This window comes from Gilliamella sp. Gris3-2 (genome assembly GCF_001690345.1).
Taxonomy (GTDB): domain Bacteria; phylum Pseudomonadota; class Gammaproteobacteria; order Enterobacterales; family Orbaceae; genus Gilliamella; species Gilliamella bombi.
This window is the reverse complement of the sequence record NZ_LZHB01000002.1, coordinates 19,009-37,534: the sequence shown is the minus strand read 5'-3', so window position 1 is coordinate 37,534 and position 18,526 is coordinate 19,009. Positions and strand designations below refer to the sequence as shown.

Below are 18,526 nucleotides of genomic sequence, written 5' to 3'. Positions count from 1 at the left end.
GAATCTACACGTATTCTATATATTTAGTCTTTTTTTGATAAAACAAGTATTAAAGTCGCCAATTCTTTTTTCTCTGCGGTGCTTAAGCCGGAGACTCTCTCTTTTGCGATTAGTTCATCTTGCCTTTGGGCGAGTATATTATCATATAACTCTTTTAAAGTATGTGAAAAAATTGAGCCTATTTCGCCATCTTGATAATGACACTCCCAGGTGGACAAACGATTCAACTGCTTATAAAACGGTCTATCCATACACTCTATTAATATTTGTGCAGTAGTTATATTGGGATAACGTTGACATAGTTCAAGTAATTCAACAAAAATCTCGATCCCGGCCATTTTAACCTGGCGAATCACATTTATATCAGAAACTTGCTCTGCAAGATTAGGATATTGAAGTAATAAACCAATTAAAACTCGCATCGTTGTTAATTTCATTTGTGATGTAGGCGTTTTTTCATTTGCCTTTTCATCACGTTGGGAACGATTTTCTTGAATTAATTGTTCTAATTGAGATACATCAAGTAAACCTAAATAATTACCGAGCTTCTGCAATAAATTTAATCTAAAGGCTTTTGCCTTAATTTGATCAAGTAGCGGTAAAGCTAGCGAACTCAATTTTGCTTTTCCTTCAGCTGTTTTTAAATCAACCTGTTTCAAAAGTTCATCAAATAAAAATTTCGACAAATTTGAAGATTCATTTAAATATTTTTCAAAATTATCCTTACCGACTTTACGCACAAAACTATCAGGATCTTCATCTTGAGGTAAAAAAGCAAAAGTTATTTTCTTACCATCGATTAAGCAAGGTAATAAAACATTAAGTGCCCGCCAAGCAGCGCTTCGTCCAGCATTATCGCCGTCATAACAAAATATTACCGAATCTGTTGCTCTAAATAATAATTTAATATGCTCCTCTGATGTAGCCGTACCTAAAGCAGCAACAGCATAATCAATGCCATATTGAGCAAGCGAAACCACATCCATATAGCCTTCAACCACCATCAGTTGCTGAGGATTACGATTGACTTCTAGCGTTTCATAAAGTCCGTAAAGTTGAAAGCCTTTATGAAAAATGGGGGTTTCTGGTGAATTAATATATTTTGCAGAATCATTAATGATAGTTCGTCCACCAAACGCGATAACATTGCCTTGTCTATCGCGAATAGGAAACATGATTCTTCCACGAAAACGGTCATATTGATTACCCCTATCGTGGCTGACTTGCATGCCGGCTTGTTCATAAAGTGCTTCTTCAGCTTTTGTTTTAACCACACTTTGTGAAGTTAAACGCCACTCATTAGGCGCAAAACCAATTCTATACCGTGCTATAATTTCTGCATTGAGTCCCCGTTGCTCAAGATATTTTTGAGCATCAGTAGATGTAGATAATGCTAATTGTTGCTGATAAAAATCAGTGATTTTGCCCATCAAAGTATATAGATCTCGACGTACATTTCTAGATTCAATGTGCTTTGATTGATCAATTTGATTTTTATCGTTATCGATATAAGGGACACGAATCCCTTGCAAGCTAGCTAACTCCTCAATAGCTTCAGGAAAAGATAACCGCTCATATTGCATTAAAAAATTAACAACAGATCCTGATGCGCCACATCCAAAACAATAAAAGATCTGTTTTTTTTCATTAAGAGAAAACGAAGCTGTTTTTTCATCATGAAAAGGGCAACAACCAAAATAATTATTCCCCTTTTTTTTCATTTTAACGCGTTTGCCAATCACATCAAGGATGTTGGTTCGAGCAGTTAGATCCAAGATGAAATCGCGAGGAATAAGACCTTTCATGATAAAACTTTAACCAGTTATGGTGTTATAAAAAGACAACAAGCCGTATCAAAATACGGCTTGTTAGAATTCTTTATATCAAAAAAATAATAAATTGATTTTTAATATCAATTTTAGTTTTCAGTATAAATAATCTTAAAATATTAATATAAGCGAGTACGACGAGCGTTTTCTCTTTCTAATTTTTTAGCATGGCGTTTAACAGCTGCTGCTTTAGCTCGTTTACGAATAGTAGTTGGTTTTTCGTAAAATTCACGATTACGAACTTCAGCTAAAACTCCTGCTTTTTCACAAGAACGTTTGAAACGACGTAACGCTACATCGAAAGGTTCATTTTCACGTACTTTAATTACTGGCATGTGCCTCTCACCTCAAATTTGTTTAATATCACAAGGGATTAAAATTAGTGCGCAATTTTACTCTCAATCGATATATGTTGTAAAGTAAAAAATAGAATTATTACAAGATAACAAATTAATTTGCTAATCAGCATATAGAGTCAGATAATAAATCAAATCTAATTGAGAATAAACAGGAGTATTTCATGCCATCATTAATTACTGGTCAATATCCAAAGCGCCGCCTACGCCGTAATCGTGCCCATGACTTTAGTCGTCGTATGGTTGCAGAACATAGTTTGACGGCCAACGATCTAATTTATCCAGTTTTTATTGTTGAAGGAAATAATATTACTGAATCAATTACCTCGATGCCAAACGTTAATCGAATGAGTATTGACGTATTGTTAAAAGAAGCGGAACAAGTAGCTAAATTAGGAATTCCTGTTCTTTCACTATTTCCCGCTATTGAACCATCAAAAAAATCTTCATTAGCACAAGAAGCATATAACGAAAATGGGTTAGTACCAAAAGCTGTTCGAGCATTAAAAAAAGAAATTCCAGAGCTCGGTGTACTAACTGATGTCGCACTTGATCCATATACCACGCATGGACAAGATGGCATTATTGATGAACAAGGGTATGTACAAAATGATATCTCTGTTGAAACGCTTGTTAAACAAGCATTAATGCAAGCTCAAGCAGGTGTGGATATTATCGCACCAAGTGACATGATGGATGGACGCATTGGAGCAATACGTAACGAACTCGAAAAGCACGGTTTTTTTAACACACAAATTATGGCTTATTCCGCAAAATACGCATCAAGTTTTTATGGACCTTTTCGTGATGCTGTCGGCTCTGCGAAAAATATTAAAGGTGGCAATAAAAAAACTTATCAACTCGATCCAGCTAATAGTAATGAAGCATTACAAGAAATCTATCAAGATTTAAGTGAAGGTGCAGATATGGTCATGGTTAAACCTGGTATGCCTTATCTTGATATCGTTCGAAGAGTTAAAGACACCTTTGCTGTCCCAACTTTTTCTTATCAAGTTTCTGGTGAATATGCTATGTTAACAGCGGCAATTCAAAATGGCTGGTTAGATGAAAAATCAGCAATTATGGAATCTTTACTTTGCTTTAAACGTGCTGGTGCCGATGGAATATTAACCTATTTTGCCAAACAAGTAGCCGAATGGTTGCATCAACAAAAATAATATTTTTTGAAATACTGCTCTTTTCAAATTGGAAGGAGCATTTAATTACCTATCTAGTATCTCATATTCATCAAATCACATTATTAATCATATTATTTAATAGCACTTTTTCACTTCTTTTTAATTCACCAGTATAAGAAATTTATAGATAAACATTAATTATCATATTTATACTTGGACAATTATTGTACTTTACTGGAAAATGTAAAAAAGTTTCAGGAAAGCTATATGTTTATGTAAAAATCTGATAATATTTACGGGGATAAGTGATAAGGGAATAAAAAATGATTTATGAACTCGTACCAAACGAATTACATGATGAATTTAAAGCTTTTCATCATGACCTAGAAGAAATAACATCGCAACATGTGCAATCTTGTCCCTTCTGTAAAAAAACTGAATTCTATATAATTCGTTCAAAACCTAATAAAACATATCTTTGTAAAGACTGTCATAAATATTTTACCGTTTCAACCAATACTCCTTTCTATCGTTTAATGCCCTATAATTGGTTAGAGTTTATTTTTACCAACCGAATAAATAAAATGGGCTATAAAGAAATTGCGGACAGACTCGAAACATCGCTCGAAAAAGTTATACGACGAGATCGAGCTATTATTAACTATCTTCAAAGCTATTATCCATCATTACATAACTGGTATACACATCAAAAACAAACAAAACTAATGCCATCTTTAGTGGAACAATACAATACCATTAAAGATAAAGTAACTGCCTTATTGAATGAACAAAATCCAACTTGTAAACACTGTGGTTCTAACGAAACAACCAAAATTGGTTCTCGCACTTGCTATCGCTGCAAACGGTGTCGACATAGCTTTAGTCTTTTAAGCAACACTAGTTTAAACCGTATACCCAAACCTGAATTGTGGTTACAATTCATTGAGTTACTTGTTTCTGGGGCTAATAACTCACAAATAGGAAAAGCTTTAAATTTACACAATGATACAGTACGTAAATGGCGCTCTGCTTGGTACTATATGATGAAAGATTGGCAATGTGAAGCACTTGCAGTATGGTGCAAAAATAAATAAGAAAACAGGATAAAAGGAAAATAGAACTATGAGAAAAAATAATTTATTTTTATATACGTGCATAATTAGCAGTACATTACTAATTAACGGTTGCGATGATAAAAAAACATCTGACAAAAAATCCTTACCACAACTACCAACAGCAGTTATTAATAGCTACCTTTTCCATACTGAGCCAGAGCTCTTACCATTTAGTAAAATGATTAAACAACAGCATATTCAAGGCTCATCAACTAAGATAATTAACTACAATGACAAAGGCTTTGTAGCTAATTATGATTTAGAAGGGCTACATGGCGAAATTAACTACGACACAGCTAAATATAGCTACGGCATGGGCGATACCAGAAACGTTTACGATATTACTTTTGATTCTTCACAAAATATACTAGGTATGAAAAACAATGAAAATGATATCGTCGCAAGTTCAGAGTTCGATGAACAAGATCGTTTAGTTGAAACAACTCTATCGCATTTTGCAGAAAATAATATCATTTTTAACAGCAAAATTATTTATGACAACAATCGTGTAGAACTCGTGTTATATAATGCCTATATTCCTGTAGATGAAAAAACAAAATTCCCTGTGTTGGCTCAAGAAAAAGAATTTGTATATAACGCAAACAATCAATTAGAAAAAACTATTATCAAAACCTTTAAATTATCATCAAATGGAGACATCATCATTAATGATAAAAACGAACAAGAGGTAGAACTAATAGAAACTTGTACTTATTCAGATTATAATCCAAACAGTGATTGGACTAAAGCTGTGTGTATTACAACAGGTGACGAATCAAAAACAGTTAATCTAACAAGAACAATTCAATATAATTAGTCATTGCCATATTCATCATATTCGCGGCAAAGTATAATTGTATCCTCAATTAAGCGTCTAGCAATGGTGCCATACTCAGGAATTTTAGGTAACTCTGTATAATGGTACCAATTTGCTTCAATGAGTTCGTTTTTATCTACCACTATTTCACCGCTATCATAATCAGCTAAATAAGCCATCATTAATGAATTTGGAAATGGCCAAGGTTGCGAACCAACATAACGAATATTTTTAATTTTTATTTTTGATTCTTCAAATACTTCTCGTTCAACGGCTGTTTCCATTGTTTCACCGATTTCAGTAAAACCAGCTAAAACGGTATATAAGTTATCTTGATTATGCCTAACATGTTTTGCTAATAAAATTTTATTATTATGACGAATTGCCACAATAATAGATGGCGAAATTTGTGGATAATAACGCTCTTTACAATGATCGCATAGACAACACCATTCCGTGCTACTAATATACATCTCATGACCACAATATCCACAATATTTATGGGAACGATAAAATTCAGAAAGTTGCACAGCCCGACCAGCTAAATTAAATAATGATTGATCTGTTCTATCAAGTAATGAACGAACTGAACTCATCGCATTTTTCATTTCATCACAAATCAGCCAAGCTGTTTGCCCATTCCATTCACCTATTGGTTGAGCAAGTTTATTGGTAAAACCAAATTCATCAGCACACCCAACAGGAACTTCACCATTAGGCAGCCATAATCGTCCATTAGCACTTACAAACCAATAACCGTTTTCATTACCTATTAAATTAAATTGTTGCTGTATATTCATATTATTAACACCAAAGATAAAAACAAAAAAGGAGGATTACTCCTCCTTTTAATCGATACTATTTCTTTTTCTTCTCGTGAAGTCCCTTTTTCTCAAGTTCCCAGTAAATAATTCGTTGCTGAGCAATTGTGAATAAGTTACTGACGATATAATATAAAACCAAGCCTGATGGGAACCATAAGAAGAACAACGTAAAAATTAATGGCATATAAGTCATTAATTTTTGTTGTAGTGGATCGGTAACAGGTGTTGGTGACATTTTCTGAATTAAAAACATACTGACACCCATTAATAAAGGCAAAATATAGTATGGATCTTGCGCTGATAAATCATAAATCCAAAACGCAAATGGCGCATGTCGTAGTTCAACTGTACTACTTAACATATAGAACAATGATAAAAAAATCGGCATTTGGATAATTAATGGCAAACAACCACCTAATGGATTCACTTTTTCTTGCTTGTAAAGCGCCATTGTTTCTACACTAATTTTTTGCCTATTATCGCCATAACGCTCTTTTAAAGCTTGTATGCGAGGCTGTAACAACTTCATTTTCGCCATTGAACGATACTGAGCACGAGTTAATGGGAATAAAATACCTCGAACAATAAATGTGATAACAATAATTGAGAAGCCCCAGTTACCAACAAAACTCTGAATAGACTCCAACAAATCAAACAACGATTGTGATAAAAACCATAACCATCCATAGTCAACAACTAAATCAAGATGATCGGCTGTTTCTTTCAATTGGCTTTGAATTTCTGGTCCTAACCATAATTTTGCACCAATAATTTGTGAACTCCCCGCAGGAATAACTGCTGATTCACTTTTGAAACCAATTGTTGCTTGAGAATTATTAGCCGTTGCACGAGAATAAAATAGATTATTTTTATCCTGTGCGGGTACCCATGCGGAAACAAAATAGTGTTGCAACATCGCAATCCAACCCGTTTGAGTCTCAACCGATAAAGCTTTATCTTTGATAGCATCAAAACTGTATTTACTATAATTAGAACTAGAACTAGAGTAAGCTGTACCACGGAATGCGCTTTGTCCTAATCCACTACCACCTTCGGTTGGAATATCATCAGGTAATTTAATTGTTTGTTTTAATTGACCATACATGGCAACATCAACAGGTGCACTGCTTTGGTTATTAATATCATACTGAACATCAATAGAATAACTACCACGGTGTAATATATAGTATTTAGTATAACTTACACCATTAACTTGATAAGTAAGAGGAACACGCAATTCATCTTGCCCATCAGCTAAAACATATTCTGACTTTTCAGTTTGATAGACTGGACGTTTTGATCCTTGATTTGCATTATCAGGACCATCCTTACCAGTTAATCCGCTTTCAGCAACATAAACAAAATCTGGACGAGATGTTAATAATTGGAAAGGCGTACCAGAATGAAGCGTTTGCTCATATTTCAATAATTGTGCAGCCTGAACATCCCCACCATAAGTATTAATAGTGAGTGACAGCACATCTGATTTTACAGTAATTGTTTTACCTACTGCGCCAGCTATTGAGCCATCATCACTTTGTTGTGTTAATTGGTTTTCGATCGGGGGTTTAGGTGTGTGATCTTCTTCCCACGCTTTCCAAATAAAAAAAGATACAAAAAGTAAAGCAATGACTAAAATATTACGTTGAGATCCCATTAGTGTTTTTCTCTATTGGTTTTAATTTTTGGAGGAACAAAATCTTCTCCTCCTTCATGTAAAGGATGACATTTTAATACACGTTTAACGGTTAGCCAACCACCTTTTATTAATCCAAAGCGTCTCAGTGCAATTATTGCATACTGTGAACATGTCGGTGTAAAGCGACATTTAGGACCTAATAAAGGACTAATAAAACGTTGATAAACACGAACAAAAAACACAAAAACATTAACTATCATATAGTTAAATGCATAAATATGCTGTTTAATAATCAATTTAAATTTATTCAAGCCTCGTATTTGGCTATGATTCGTTGGCATAATTTATTCAGTGTTTCAACGAGTTGCTGATTATCTAAGTCGATAACTGGCTGTTTGGCCATCACAATAAAATCAATATTAGGAAATTGATGTTGATGAAGCCGAAAATACTCTTTAGCCAGTCGCCTTATACGATTACGCTCATGAGCTCGTTTCACTTGTTTTTTAGCTATAGCAAACCCTAACCGCATATGATTGTAGTTATTTTTTCGTGCAACTAAAGTTAAAAACGGAGAACCAGCCCGAATGGACTCTTGGAAGACATGATTGAAATCAAAGGGAGTTAACAACCGCAACTCCCGAGGAAAAGTGAACTTAATCACCCAACTTTAAATCAGCTAGCAACAGTTAAACGAACACGGCCTTTAGCACGACGGCGAGCAAGAACTTGACGACCGTTTTTAGTTGCCATACGAGCACGGAAACCGTGAGTTCTATTGCGTTTTAATACTGATGGTTGAAATGTGCGTTTCATGACGATTTATATCCAAATCTAATTATCAACAGGTTGCAGAGTAAAAACTCCACAGCATTAATTAAAGAGGTCGGAATTATAGTGCCTATTTTATTTTTCGTCAATGAGATTTTTACAGATAAATCCCATTAACCCTTAATTACCATACGATAAAATAAAATAGAATAAATAGATTATAAAATAATAAGTTATAACTAAAAAAAACAATTAACTAATTCCAAAAAGTAAGTACTTGTTTACTTTTCTCACCACCGATTTCGCGCGCTAATTTAGGCACTAAATAACCAGATACTTGCTCGGCAAGCTGTTTCATTATTAATTTAGCTGAGTTATCATCAACTAGAAAATGAGCAGCTCCTTGTACTTTATCCAATAAATGAATGTAATAAGGCAAAATGCCAATATCAAAAAGTTTATTACTTAACTGAGCCAAAACATTGGCATTATCATTAATATTTTTCAGTAATACACTTTGATTTAGCACAATCACATCACTCTTTTTTAAAAGCCCAACTGCGCCAGCAACTGCATTATCAATTTCATTTGAATGATTAATGTGAGTAATTACTACAATTTGCAACCTACTTTCAACAAATAACCGACAAAGTTCAGCCGTTACTCGTGAAGGAATAACAACAGCCAAACGCGTATGAATCCGTAAACGCTTAACATGAGGGATTTTTTCAAGTGCATTAATCAAAAAAGCCATTTCATGATCTTTTGCCATTAACGGATCACCTCCTGATAAAATAATTTCATCAAGTTCAGGATGATTTGCAATATATTCAAGCGCAATGGCAAGATTCTTCTTAGATCCTTGATTATCATGATAAGGGAAATGCCGTCTAAAACAGTAACGGCAGTTAATTGCACAAGCGGTCTTAGTGATCAATAATGCCCGATTGTGATACTTATGCAATAATCCAGGAATGGCATTATCTTGCTCTTGTAATGGGTCATGACTATACCCTTCAACTTTTAATAACTCCCTATCATCACAAAGCACCTGTAACAAAAGTGGGTCATTACTATTACCCTTTTCCATTCGATTAATAAAAGCCCTAGGAACTCGAAGCGGAAACGCCTTTTTTGCTTGTTGCATGCGGATTGAAATGGTATTGGGATCTAGTCCTAAATAGGAGTATAAAACGTTGATATCTGTCACAACATTGGCCAGATCAAAAATCCACTCATCTTTATTATTTGGTAGTTCAACTTTTTGCTGTATAATACGACTCATTTTTTGTAATTCAGAATTTTAGTTGGAGCTTTTATGGCATCTTATAGTACTAATGAGTTTAAAGCTGGTCTTAAAATAATGCAAGACGGCGAACCGTGTGTCATTGTTGAAAATGAGTTTTATAAACCAGGTAAAGGTCAATCTATTAATCGTGTAAAAATTAAAAAATTACTTTCAGGCAAAACTGTCGACAAAACATTCAAATCAGGCGAATCAGTTGAAGCCGCTGACGTTGTTGATATGAATTTAACTTATCTTTATACCGATGGTGAATTTTGGCATTTTATGAATAACGATACATTTGAGCAACTTTCGGCTGACGCCAAAGCGGTTGGCGACAATGCAAAATGGTTAGTTGATCAAGCGGAATGTATTTTAACTTTATGGAACGGCCAACCGATTGCAGTAACACCACCAAATTTTGTTGAACTTGAAGTAATCGAAACTGATCCAGGTTTAAAAGGCGACACAGCAGGAACAGGTGGTAAACCAGCAACATTATCAACAGGTGCAGTTGTTCGCGTGCCTTTATTTGTACAAATTGGCGAGATCCTTAAAGTAGATACCCGTTCAGGTGAATACGTATCACGCGTAAAATAAATTAACATTTATCGCAGAACAAGAGAGGTTGCACTAACCTCTCTTGCTCATCTAAACAGCATAAATTTAATCTTACTGTTTTACGCCAATCCAATGATTAAAACCTTTTAAAATCTATCCAAATTTAATTATCAACACAATTTTTACATACCCAATAAAAAGTATAGTTTTAAGACAGCAACTAAATAAAATATCATTACTTTTCAAATATGTTAAAATTCAAATAAAATAAGATAAGGAAATAGAATGATAACAATTAATATGTTAACTCAGAATAAAAAGCTATCTGATTTTGAGGATGTAATAGAAATCTTTGATAAAATTTATGAATATATACCTTGCGAATCTGATCTAAGCACAAAGCTGGATCGCGATGCCTTTTATGCTTTTGTTGTCATTCATACCATCAGCCACTGGCAAAGTGATGGTTGGTGTAATCTTTTATGGAATTATGCTACAGCAAAATATATCGTACCCGCAATGAAAGCGGTAAATTTACCACAAATTGCAGATGCTTTTGAACAAGTAGAACAAACTTATCCCTTTTCCTATTCAGAATGTGAAAATGAAAAAGAATTATGTAGTTTAGCCAATTTTATTGAAAACCCACGGCAAAAGCGCAAATATATTTCTTCAGAAAGATTATTAGCCATTTCGGAAGAACAACGTCAAACCTACTCAAAAAATTTTATCACTAAATTAAAAATATTAGATGATCTGGTTACACCTTTATGGGATTATCAAGCACCAGAACAGGAAGTCTGGCGACCTGTCATTCATTTTATAAATCAACATATACAAAAGTAATCTATAACGATCTAATCCCAAAAAAGTAAGGGGGGGCACAACCGACCATCTTAATTAATCTTTAATGGACAATATTTTGTGGTAAATTTGAACACATTCCCGAATATCCAAACTAAAATTATTTTACCTTTTCAGCGCTACACACTAATTTAGCAAGTGTTCCTTGTTGCTGATCTTGGGTATAAATTGCCCAACAAGTTTTCAGCGAGGCATCAATAGGCTTTATCAGTTGTACTTTGTTATTATAGCTATAATTGCAGCTAGCCCAAAAGCTCAATTTATTGGTATCATTACTACCATCTAACAACCAAACTGCCTTATATTTTTTCCCATTTATTGTCGCTGGCTTAGGTTTTATTTGTTTTGCGGAATCGGCTGATTTTCCTGAATATACTTCTACTTGATTTAGTCGACGTAAAGAAGTACTGTGAGCAATATCTTCTGGCAAAATTAAACTATCAATTTTTTTCATATCATAGCCTTCTTCAGACACTTCCCAACCATCAGGTACAACTTCTAAATCAGGTTTAGAATATTTTATTGTTACCGATTCGGGACAAATTATCTCTTCATTTGCGTTAACTGAATCACAAAAACTTGCCCCTATTATGGCTATTGTTGCTAAATTTAAAATTTTATTTTTCACGTTTTCTATTCCTAATTAATCGTATAAAAATAAGATGATTTTGACTAATTAACATCATCTTATTAAAAAAAATGCATTGACTATTAGCTATCCAAGCCAAGGTTATTTTTACTGTCTAATTTACTCACTGTGAAAACTTAAACTAACTTTATCATCACGTTTAATAAAAAGATTGTGGACCTTCATGTATTTTTTTATCGCAATTTAGTTTTACTTTCATTTTACCTTTTGCATCTTTTGAAGTTATTACCCAACAAGTTTTCATGGTCGAATCGATACGTTTTATCAGGCGAACTCGATTAAATGAATAAGAACAATTAAACCAGTAGCCAGTATCATTGGATGTATTATAACTAGTATCAACATGCCATGAATGTTTATATTTTTTACCGTTAATAGTAATTGTAAAAGGTATCATCTGTCCTAAATTCACTGGTTTACCAGAATATACTTCACCATCATCAACCTGCAAAAACTGATTTTTCTGTTCGAATATTTGCCACCCTTCAGGCAATATTTCTAGTTCCGTCGGAATGGATTTTACTTGAACTGAATCGGGGCAAGTTATCTCATAAATTGCGTTAACCGAAAAGGACATGCCAAACCCAGCTAATAATATTACTGTAATAGTAAAAATTTTATCTTTCATGTTAACTATTCCTTTTTAATCATAAAACATAATTTTTATTGGAAGATAATATAACTTTTTTAATAAGTTAATTCATTAATTAACTACATTATCTAATCGATTATTGATTAAGTATTATTACAAACCTAAGTTGTATTTTTAGTTTATTCTAGGGATTTTTAGTATTGTTATATTAGCAAACAAGATAATATCCTATCGTTAGAAAACTTTTCTTTGCTAGCTTAATTTAAATATAATCGCCTTCATCAATTAAGAAAGACAACGATAGTTAAGTGAACTAATTTAAGCTAACTAATAGTATTTATAGAATATGAGTTGTGACTATCAAGGCAGAAAATTACTTAAAAAATAAGCGATATATCTTACTTGTTGATAGATAATAAATGCACAAATTCAAGGCTCTATTCACACTAAACAGAGCCTAGAAACACTAATCAACAATCACTCGCCCATTTAAAGGTTGAGTTGGGCGATTATTGTTGTGATGCATGATTGAGTGGAATTTTTCGATTTGTTCAGCAGATGCACTGCTTTCTTGTTCTAACACAATCCATCGAACGCCTTCAGTACAAGGTGGAGTTGTTAGTGAACCGCTAAAGCGGTAAAAATCCAATCTATTTGGCAATAAAGCCTTAATATCGACTGATTGAGATAATGTGGCGGTACTGCCTTCGTCTTCTGGCATTTGTTGCCAAGCTTTCGCTAATTCAGGATTAGGTTTTCCTTTATTAAACATCAAGGCAACAACCGTTAAGTCGCCATTTTTGTTTTTATAAACAAAATGAGCTTCCATCGGGAAGTATTTGCCTTTAATTTTATTTTCGCTTGGCGTATGAAAATGGAATTGTTGTAACGTAAACAGCTCGTTGTCAATTTCAAGCGTATTGCCATCATTAACATTAACTTGAATTGTATGACCGTTATTAATGATTTCCTGCTTGCTTAGTTTAAACGTCAGTTTAAGTTTATCGTGGTGCGTTTTAAAAACATGTTCAATGTTAATTGGTGATTGATTTTTTCCTGTTTCGCAGGTTGAAAACTCTGGCGAAAGGTGTCCCCAATTTTCTGGATTATTTTCGCCTTCATAACCCCAATGAAGGGCAGGTTCTGTTGCAGCACAAGATAGACTGGTAACCATTAAAGCCACAATTATTGCATTAAATTTCATCTTGGTTTTACAGCTAGAAAGTGATTAATGGAACCAAATTATACGCCACAAAAAATTACCTTACTAGAATCGTATATCATCACTTTTTAATATTTTTATAAAAAAAATGTTTGACATTTAAACAAAAAAGTAAGCTACAAAATAACCTGTTTTATTTGTTGCTAATTTTACTCAATATTTATTATGATAATATTTAATTATATTAAGTTATCATTGCTTTGGCATCATCAGTCAGAAGCTTTTTTGACTTTTAGTCATTAAAATACTAGCCTCGCAGGCTTTGCCAGCTCGGCGCCCCAACTTACGCGGGGGCTTTATTCTTTGTTATATTATCCTCTCAAGCACCATAACCACCCCCGCGACCTAAGGATTAAGAACTAAACGCTAAAAGCTAAGGTACGGTGCAAACGCCACGGCGGAAGAAGTTGCCATCATCACGGGTGAGGACGGCGCCGGTGGATACGGCGACACGGAGCTGGTTGCTACCTGAAGCGTCGCTCGTCCAGTATACGTGGTCGATGAAGCCCGTATAAGTGAGGTATAAACCCAGGTTGCCCCACTCCGTGAAAAAGCCAGCGCCTATGTGACGCTGGTAATGATTACCTGATGAACTAGGTGTGGCGCCTACTGCGCCTTGACACCAACTTCCTGAACCCCGACCAGAACAAACTGCATTGGTTAAATCTCTTACCCGTGGCATTCGATAACCCAAACTATTACACCATGTGGTTTGATTAGAAAGGCTAAACCCGGGGGGACCTCCCCGACTGACGAACCACTGCCTTAATACAAATCCATATTTTACTACCTCATCACCAGTATTAATATCTCTACCCACTAACTCAAACGTCTGTGGTAACTGTGGCTTAGCTATTCGATTAGGATTAGGGTTGTTCCATTGATTTCTTGCCTCTGGACCTGTTAGCATAACACGAGCTAGGACTTTTCCATTATTCCAAGGAGCCCAGTGATTATTCCAAGGAGCCCAGTGATCAAGATATTCAACATTTGCCACTGTTGCAGTAATTCCCCCCAAAGTAACGGGTTCCCATGTTAATTCATTTATATCTACTCCACTTATGAGTAAATAAAAATATAAATTATGCGCACCCGTGGTCGGGAAATTTAGGTTGTATGATTCAGGATTGGTTGATTGAACTAAGAAGCCTCTATTTCGATTCCATATGTCAGCTGGACCTACGTATTCACCATGACCCGTCATTAGATTTGGCATTACATAATTGATAACTGCCGACGGTATTATTATTGCATCACTACGATTACCCGCTCGAGCCTTTTTACCATTCGCCTGAACATTCCATGACGATGACAATAATAACAGTGCTAATACTAGCAAAGCTGTTTTAGGTGATTTGAACGATAATTTCGATAATTCGTTGAGAAATAATTTGGAAGGTATAAATGAGCTTAGTGTAAAAACACGTCGAATAAGATTATTTAATAAATTTAAGACATAGGTTTGCCAGTGTCTGGTGTCTAAAATGATAATGCATTATGGTTCACCTGTCAAGTAATTATTTGTTTTATTTAAATTTTTATAATTATTTGCTTATTTAATAAGCTTGTTTTCCTATAGCGATAAAAGTATAACCATTTTAAAAATGGTTGGCTAGTTTTTTGGCGGACTTTTTTGTAAAGAAATGTAAAGATGAAAATAATTCAACTTTAGGGATAGGGAATTTTTTGCACATTATCGACTGTCGATAACTAAAACTGTTTAGTATTTCAATCAGGGAGGTGTCGCTAGGCATTATGAAATTTTGCATAAAAATAACCTAATTTGGACAATATCACTGATATTATTAACTTGCGTAAAAGGCCAAAATGTTCTAAACCCTACTAAGCTTAAGAAGCATAAAAAATAAAAATGTTCAGGCTGTTATACGTTTAACTATAGGAATTAAAGCTTGATTATATTGAATATCTTTTTCAAAATATAATTTACACATAATACAAAGGAGGTATAGGTGTTATTTTCAATTACAAGATTTATTGCTGGCGGATGTTTGCCACTTTTGGGGGCCTTTTCTTTTTGCAGTTTTTTATTCAAAAATTATTATATTGGACTCATATTTATCATTATTGGCGTTTTAGCTTACTATCTGGTATTTATTAAATACACAAATATTATTATTAATAAACATATTACAATTTTTAAAAATGAGTTTAAGGATGAGTTTGTGCGTTCAAATTTTTATTGCGATAAAACCTACGAGAATTTTATGTATTTTGATCGAATGAACAAACAAATCTGTTTTACAGATAAAGATACAAATAAAATTGTAACAAGGCTTAATTATGATGATTTATTCTCAGCTAAATTTAATTCTCATCCTCATTTTACTATTAAATTTAATTTTCATTCTTATTTTATTATAGAATTTGATTTTCATCCTTATGTTATTATGAAATTTAAATTAATAAACCAAGAGATAGAAATTAAATTTAATTATTTTTCAAAAGATTATATTTCATTAAGAACAAGATTTTCTCGATTAACAACTATTTATGAATAATTAAGTTATTTAGACAGTAATAACGTTGCTTTTAGTGTACAAAGTATCTGTTTAGCCTCAAAGATTCGAGGCTATCACACGAGTAATTTAAAAATATCTTAGAATTTGTTAATTAACGGTGTAGACGATAAGGTTCATCCACCACAATAAAATCTTTTTCTTGCATTGCCTCACTTATCCATTCTTTAACACTATGAGTTTGACAAATAGTGTTAATGTAGTTGGTTAACGTTGCCGATGTTTTGATACCAAAATTTTTTAGTCTTAAACACATTGGTGCATAGAAAGCATCAGCAATAGTAAATTCACCAAATAAGTAGTTAGATTGAGGTAAATTAAAATTTAAGAAAGAAGATAATAATTCATCAACAAGAGAAATTTCATTTTTGACATCAGCATGATCACGTAAAATAATTTGCCCAATTTCGAAAAACTCAGCTTCAATATTCATTGGTAAATGTTTTCTAATAGCAGAAAATCCTGAATGCATTTTAGCCACTAAACTGCGAGCATTAGCCCTTTTTTTAGTATCTATCGGCCATAAAGCTAAGTTGGGATGTTTTTCAGCCAAGTATTCACAAATAGCCAAAGAATCAGATATCACCACATCATTATCAACTAAAATTGGTACTGTACCATATTTCGATATTGAGGATATTGTTGCTTTAAAAGCAGATTTATCGTCAAGGTTATCAAATCTAACAAACTTTTCATCAAAAGGAATACCAAAGTGTTTCATTACAACCCAAGGGCGCATAGACCACGTTGAATAGTTTTTATTACCTATATAAAGTTTGTAATTCACTTTCAATCTCCATCTAATTCAATAATATAAAGTTTGTTAATATTTATCTACTTGCTTAGTTTTATTGGTAAAGAATTTTAAGAATGATTATTTTTATTACAAATAAACCACATGAGTGCCTTTTTCGGGTTGAAAAGTAGCTTTGCCAAATTCATCTAAGAAATAAGCAATATGATCGGCTTTATCCCCTACTAATCGTCCTTTTACTTTGTTCCATGTCATGAGGACTATCATGGCATCAGGTTCACAGCAAATTAACATGGGTTGTTGAAATTCTTCGTTCCAATAAAACTCACCTCCGTATATTTTATGTGCGGTGAGCAATAAATAACATCCGTATTCTTGCGATATCATGTTGAGTTGTTCTTCTGGAATGCTAAAGTTTTTTTCAGCCAGCTCACTGATGATCATTTCAACAACCGTAATACTTTTTTCAGAGTAATCGAGCTGATTAATGCTCCATTTTGGACTATTTAATATCGCATTTTGTGCCCATGCTTCGATCTCTTGATATAATTCATTTTTTTGTTCAGTCATTTTTATTCACTTCGCTATTGAGTTTAATCTGTTCTAATTGCTTAACACTTTGCCACGCGTCTTCCATTTGTTCAAGCGTTGCATCAATTAAAGATAAGTTTTTTTGTTTGAGTATCGATTCTACTTGTTGAAATCGTCGGGTAAATTTTTTATTGGCTTGCTGTAAACAGAGTTCTGATTTAACCTTTAAATGTCTAGCTAAATTGACAGTCGCAAACAATAAATCACCAAGTTCTTCCTCAATTTTTTGTGGATCTTGTTTAGTGCGTTCTAATTCTTGCTCGACTTCACCAATTTCTTCTTTTACTTTATCAAGCACAGGTTTTATATCATGCCAATCAAAACCAACCGAGGCACAACGCTTTTGAATTTTTTCTGCTTGCATTAACGCTGGTATTGCTTGGGGTATATCGTCAAGCAATGAGTATTGCGCTTTTTGGTCTCGTTCTTTTTGTTTAAGTTGTTCCCAGTTAGTTTTTTCATTCTTTTTTTCAGTAAAAATATGAGGATGACGATAAACTAATTTATCTACAACCGATAAACAAATCTCATCAAAATTAAAGCTTCCTTGTTCTTGGGCTAAATCAGCATAAAAGACAATGTGAAATAGTAGATCACCAAGTTCTTTTTTTAGCTCATCCATGTCTTGTTTATCAATTGCATCTAAAACTTCATAGGTTTCTTCTAAAGTATACGATTTTAGTGATGCAAAAGTTTGTTGCCGATCCCATTGACAACCATTAACAGGATCACGAAGTTGTTTGGTTATGGCTTGTAAGCGTTGTAATGCGTTCAAAATATCTCTCATAAATCAATCATTGATTGAACTATTGTAAATGGTTTCATAGCAAAACGGTTACTCTTTTAAACATTGGCGCTTATATATTTTGCTATTATTGATAATTATTTCACCAAAAATAATAATATAAATTTTAAAAATAGCCTTAAAGACGGAACTTCTAGCCGATAAATGTGAATTAAGTATATAATACCTGCTTATTA

The 18,526-nt window shown here is 33.6% G+C and carries 21 protein-coding genes; 6 read left to right on the top strand and 15 right to left on the bottom strand.

Features of this window, described 5'->3' with window-relative positions; genetic code table 11:
- Positions 1 to 23: 23 nt before the first annotated feature.
- Positions 24 to 1,805 (bottom strand): DNA primase, encoded by a 1,782-nt coding sequence (gene dnaG, locus A9G32_RS00455; protein WP_065589860.1) that lies wholly within the window; start codon positions 1,803 to 1,805, stop codon positions 24 to 26.
- Between the two features lie 143 nt (positions 1,806 to 1,948).
- Positions 1,949 to 2,164, bottom strand: a complete 216-nt coding sequence (gene rpsU / locus A9G32_RS00450) for a 30S ribosomal protein S21 (RefSeq protein WP_034882800.1) — start codon at positions 2,162 to 2,164, stop codon at positions 1,949 to 1,951.
- 185 nt (positions 2,165 to 2,349) lie between these two features.
- Here rpsU and hemB point away from each other — a divergent pair, with 185 nt between their 5' ends.
- The 3 genes from hemB (at position 2,350) to A9G32_RS00435 (ending at position 5,256) form a co-directional block, all read left to right on the top strand.
- Positions 2,350 to 3,363, top strand: a complete 1,014-nt coding sequence (gene hemB / locus A9G32_RS00445; RefSeq protein WP_065589859.1) for a porphobilinogen synthase — start codon at positions 2,350 to 2,352, stop codon at positions 3,361 to 3,363.
- A 284-nt stretch (positions 3,364 to 3,647) separates the two neighbouring features.
- On the top strand, positions 3,648 to 4,418 hold the full coding sequence (locus A9G32_RS00440; protein ID WP_065589858.1) for a hypothetical protein: 771 nt from the start codon (positions 3,648 to 3,650) through the stop codon (positions 4,416 to 4,418).
- 28 nt (positions 4,419 to 4,446) lie between these two features.
- Positions 4,447 to 5,256, top strand: coding sequence for a hypothetical protein (locus A9G32_RS00435; protein WP_065589857.1), 810 nt, complete (start codon positions 4,447 to 4,449; stop codon positions 5,254 to 5,256).
- Here the strand turns inward: A9G32_RS00435 and nudC are convergent.
- From nudC to epmB, 6 genes are all read right to left on the bottom strand, one after another.
- The gene (nudC, locus tag A9G32_RS00430; protein WP_065589856.1) at positions 5,253 to 6,056 is read right to left on the bottom strand and encodes an NAD(+) diphosphatase; all 804 of its coding nucleotides are present in this window, start codon (positions 6,054 to 6,056) and stop codon (positions 5,253 to 5,255) included. The two genes, A9G32_RS00435 and nudC, sit on opposite strands and share 4 nt — an antisense overlap.
- Positions 6,057 to 6,114: 58 nt before the next feature.
- Positions 6,115 to 7,737 (bottom strand): membrane protein insertase YidC, encoded by a 1,623-nt coding sequence (gene yidC / locus A9G32_RS00425; protein WP_065589855.1) that lies wholly within the window; start codon positions 7,735 to 7,737, stop codon positions 6,115 to 6,117.
- Positions 7,737 to 7,979 (bottom strand): membrane protein insertion efficiency factor YidD, encoded by a 243-nt coding sequence (yidD, locus tag A9G32_RS00420; protein ID WP_034914994.1) that lies wholly within the window; start codon positions 7,977 to 7,979, stop codon positions 7,737 to 7,739. Before yidD ends, yidC begins: the two co-directional genes overlap by 1 nt.
- A gap of 47 nt (positions 7,980 to 8,026) precedes the next feature.
- Positions 8,027 to 8,383, bottom strand: coding sequence for a ribonuclease P protein component (gene rnpA / locus A9G32_RS00415; protein ID WP_080702383.1), 357 nt, complete (start codon positions 8,381 to 8,383; stop codon positions 8,027 to 8,029).
- Positions 8,384 to 8,394: 11 nt separating this feature from the next.
- Positions 8,395 to 8,535 carry a 50S ribosomal protein L34 gene (gene rpmH, locus A9G32_RS00410; RefSeq protein ID WP_025314679.1) on the bottom strand — a complete coding sequence of 47 codons (141 nt, stop codon included), beginning with the start codon at positions 8,533 to 8,535 and terminating at the stop codon, positions 8,395 to 8,397.
- 211 nt (positions 8,536 to 8,746) lie between these two features.
- The gene (epmB, locus tag A9G32_RS00405; RefSeq protein WP_065589854.1) at positions 8,747 to 9,775 is read right to left on the bottom strand and encodes an EF-P beta-lysylation protein EpmB; all 1,029 of its coding nucleotides are present in this window, start codon (positions 9,773 to 9,775) and stop codon (positions 8,747 to 8,749) included.
- A gap of 33 nt (positions 9,776 to 9,808) precedes the next feature.
- On the opposite strand from epmB, the gene efp reads away from it, so the two are divergent.
- Positions 9,809 to 10,375, top strand: a complete 567-nt coding sequence (gene efp / locus A9G32_RS00400) for an elongation factor P (protein WP_034914965.1) — start codon at positions 9,809 to 9,811, stop codon at positions 10,373 to 10,375.
- 246 nt (positions 10,376 to 10,621) lie between these two features.
- Positions 10,622 to 11,182: a hypothetical protein gene (locus A9G32_RS00395; RefSeq protein WP_065589853.1), complete on the top strand. Its 561-nt coding sequence runs from the start codon at positions 10,622 to 10,624 to the stop codon at positions 11,180 to 11,182.
- 118 nt (positions 11,183 to 11,300) lie between these two features.
- Here the strand turns inward: A9G32_RS00395 and A9G32_RS00390 are convergent, their stop codons facing one another.
- The 4 genes from A9G32_RS00390 to A9G32_RS00375 all read right to left on the bottom strand — a co-directional run bounded on the left by A9G32_RS00390 (position 11,301) and on the right by A9G32_RS00375 (position 14,978).
- A complete protein-coding gene (locus tag A9G32_RS00390) occupies positions 11,301 to 11,828 on the bottom strand; it encodes an STY0301 family protein (RefSeq protein WP_065589852.1) in 528 nt (175 codons plus the stop codon).
- Between the two features lie 160 nt (positions 11,829 to 11,988).
- Complete coding sequence (locus tag A9G32_RS00385; RefSeq protein ID WP_034914955.1) at positions 11,989 to 12,477, bottom strand: STY0301 family protein; 489 nt, start codon at positions 12,475 to 12,477, stop codon at positions 11,989 to 11,991.
- Between the two features lie 430 nt (positions 12,478 to 12,907).
- The gene (locus A9G32_RS00380; protein ID WP_034914950.1) at positions 12,908 to 13,645 is read right to left on the bottom strand and encodes a carbonic anhydrase; all 738 of its coding nucleotides are present in this window, start codon (positions 13,643 to 13,645) and stop codon (positions 12,908 to 12,910) included.
- Positions 13,646 to 14,036: 391 nt separating this feature from the next.
- Entirely contained in the window at positions 14,037 to 14,978 is a 942-nt protein-coding gene (locus A9G32_RS00375; protein ID WP_065589851.1) for a hypothetical protein, read from the bottom strand.
- 655 nt (positions 14,979 to 15,633) lie between these two features.
- Here A9G32_RS00375 and A9G32_RS00370 point away from each other — a divergent pair.
- Positions 15,634 to 16,182, top strand: a complete 549-nt coding sequence (locus A9G32_RS00370; RefSeq protein ID WP_065589850.1) for a hypothetical protein — start codon at positions 15,634 to 15,636, stop codon at positions 16,180 to 16,182.
- 112 nt (positions 16,183 to 16,294) lie between these two features.
- Here the strand turns inward: A9G32_RS00370 and A9G32_RS00365 are convergent, their stop codons facing one another.
- The 3 genes from A9G32_RS00365 to mazG form a co-directional block, all read right to left on the bottom strand.
- Positions 16,295 to 16,987 (bottom strand): glutathione S-transferase family protein, encoded by a 693-nt coding sequence (locus A9G32_RS00365; RefSeq protein WP_218055792.1) that lies wholly within the window; start codon positions 16,985 to 16,987, stop codon positions 16,295 to 16,297.
- Positions 16,988 to 17,083: 96 nt separating this feature from the next.
- The gene (locus tag A9G32_RS00360; protein ID WP_034913613.1) at positions 17,084 to 17,524 is read right to left on the bottom strand and encodes a hypothetical protein; all 441 of its coding nucleotides are present in this window, start codon (positions 17,522 to 17,524) and stop codon (positions 17,084 to 17,086) included.
- Positions 17,517 to 18,332 carry a nucleoside triphosphate pyrophosphohydrolase gene (mazG, locus tag A9G32_RS00355; RefSeq protein WP_065589849.1) on the bottom strand — a complete coding sequence of 272 codons (816 nt, stop codon included), beginning with the start codon at positions 18,330 to 18,332 and terminating at the stop codon, positions 17,517 to 17,519. Before mazG ends, A9G32_RS00360 begins: the two co-directional genes overlap by 8 nt.
- Between the last annotated feature and the right edge of the window lie 194 nt (positions 18,333 to 18,526).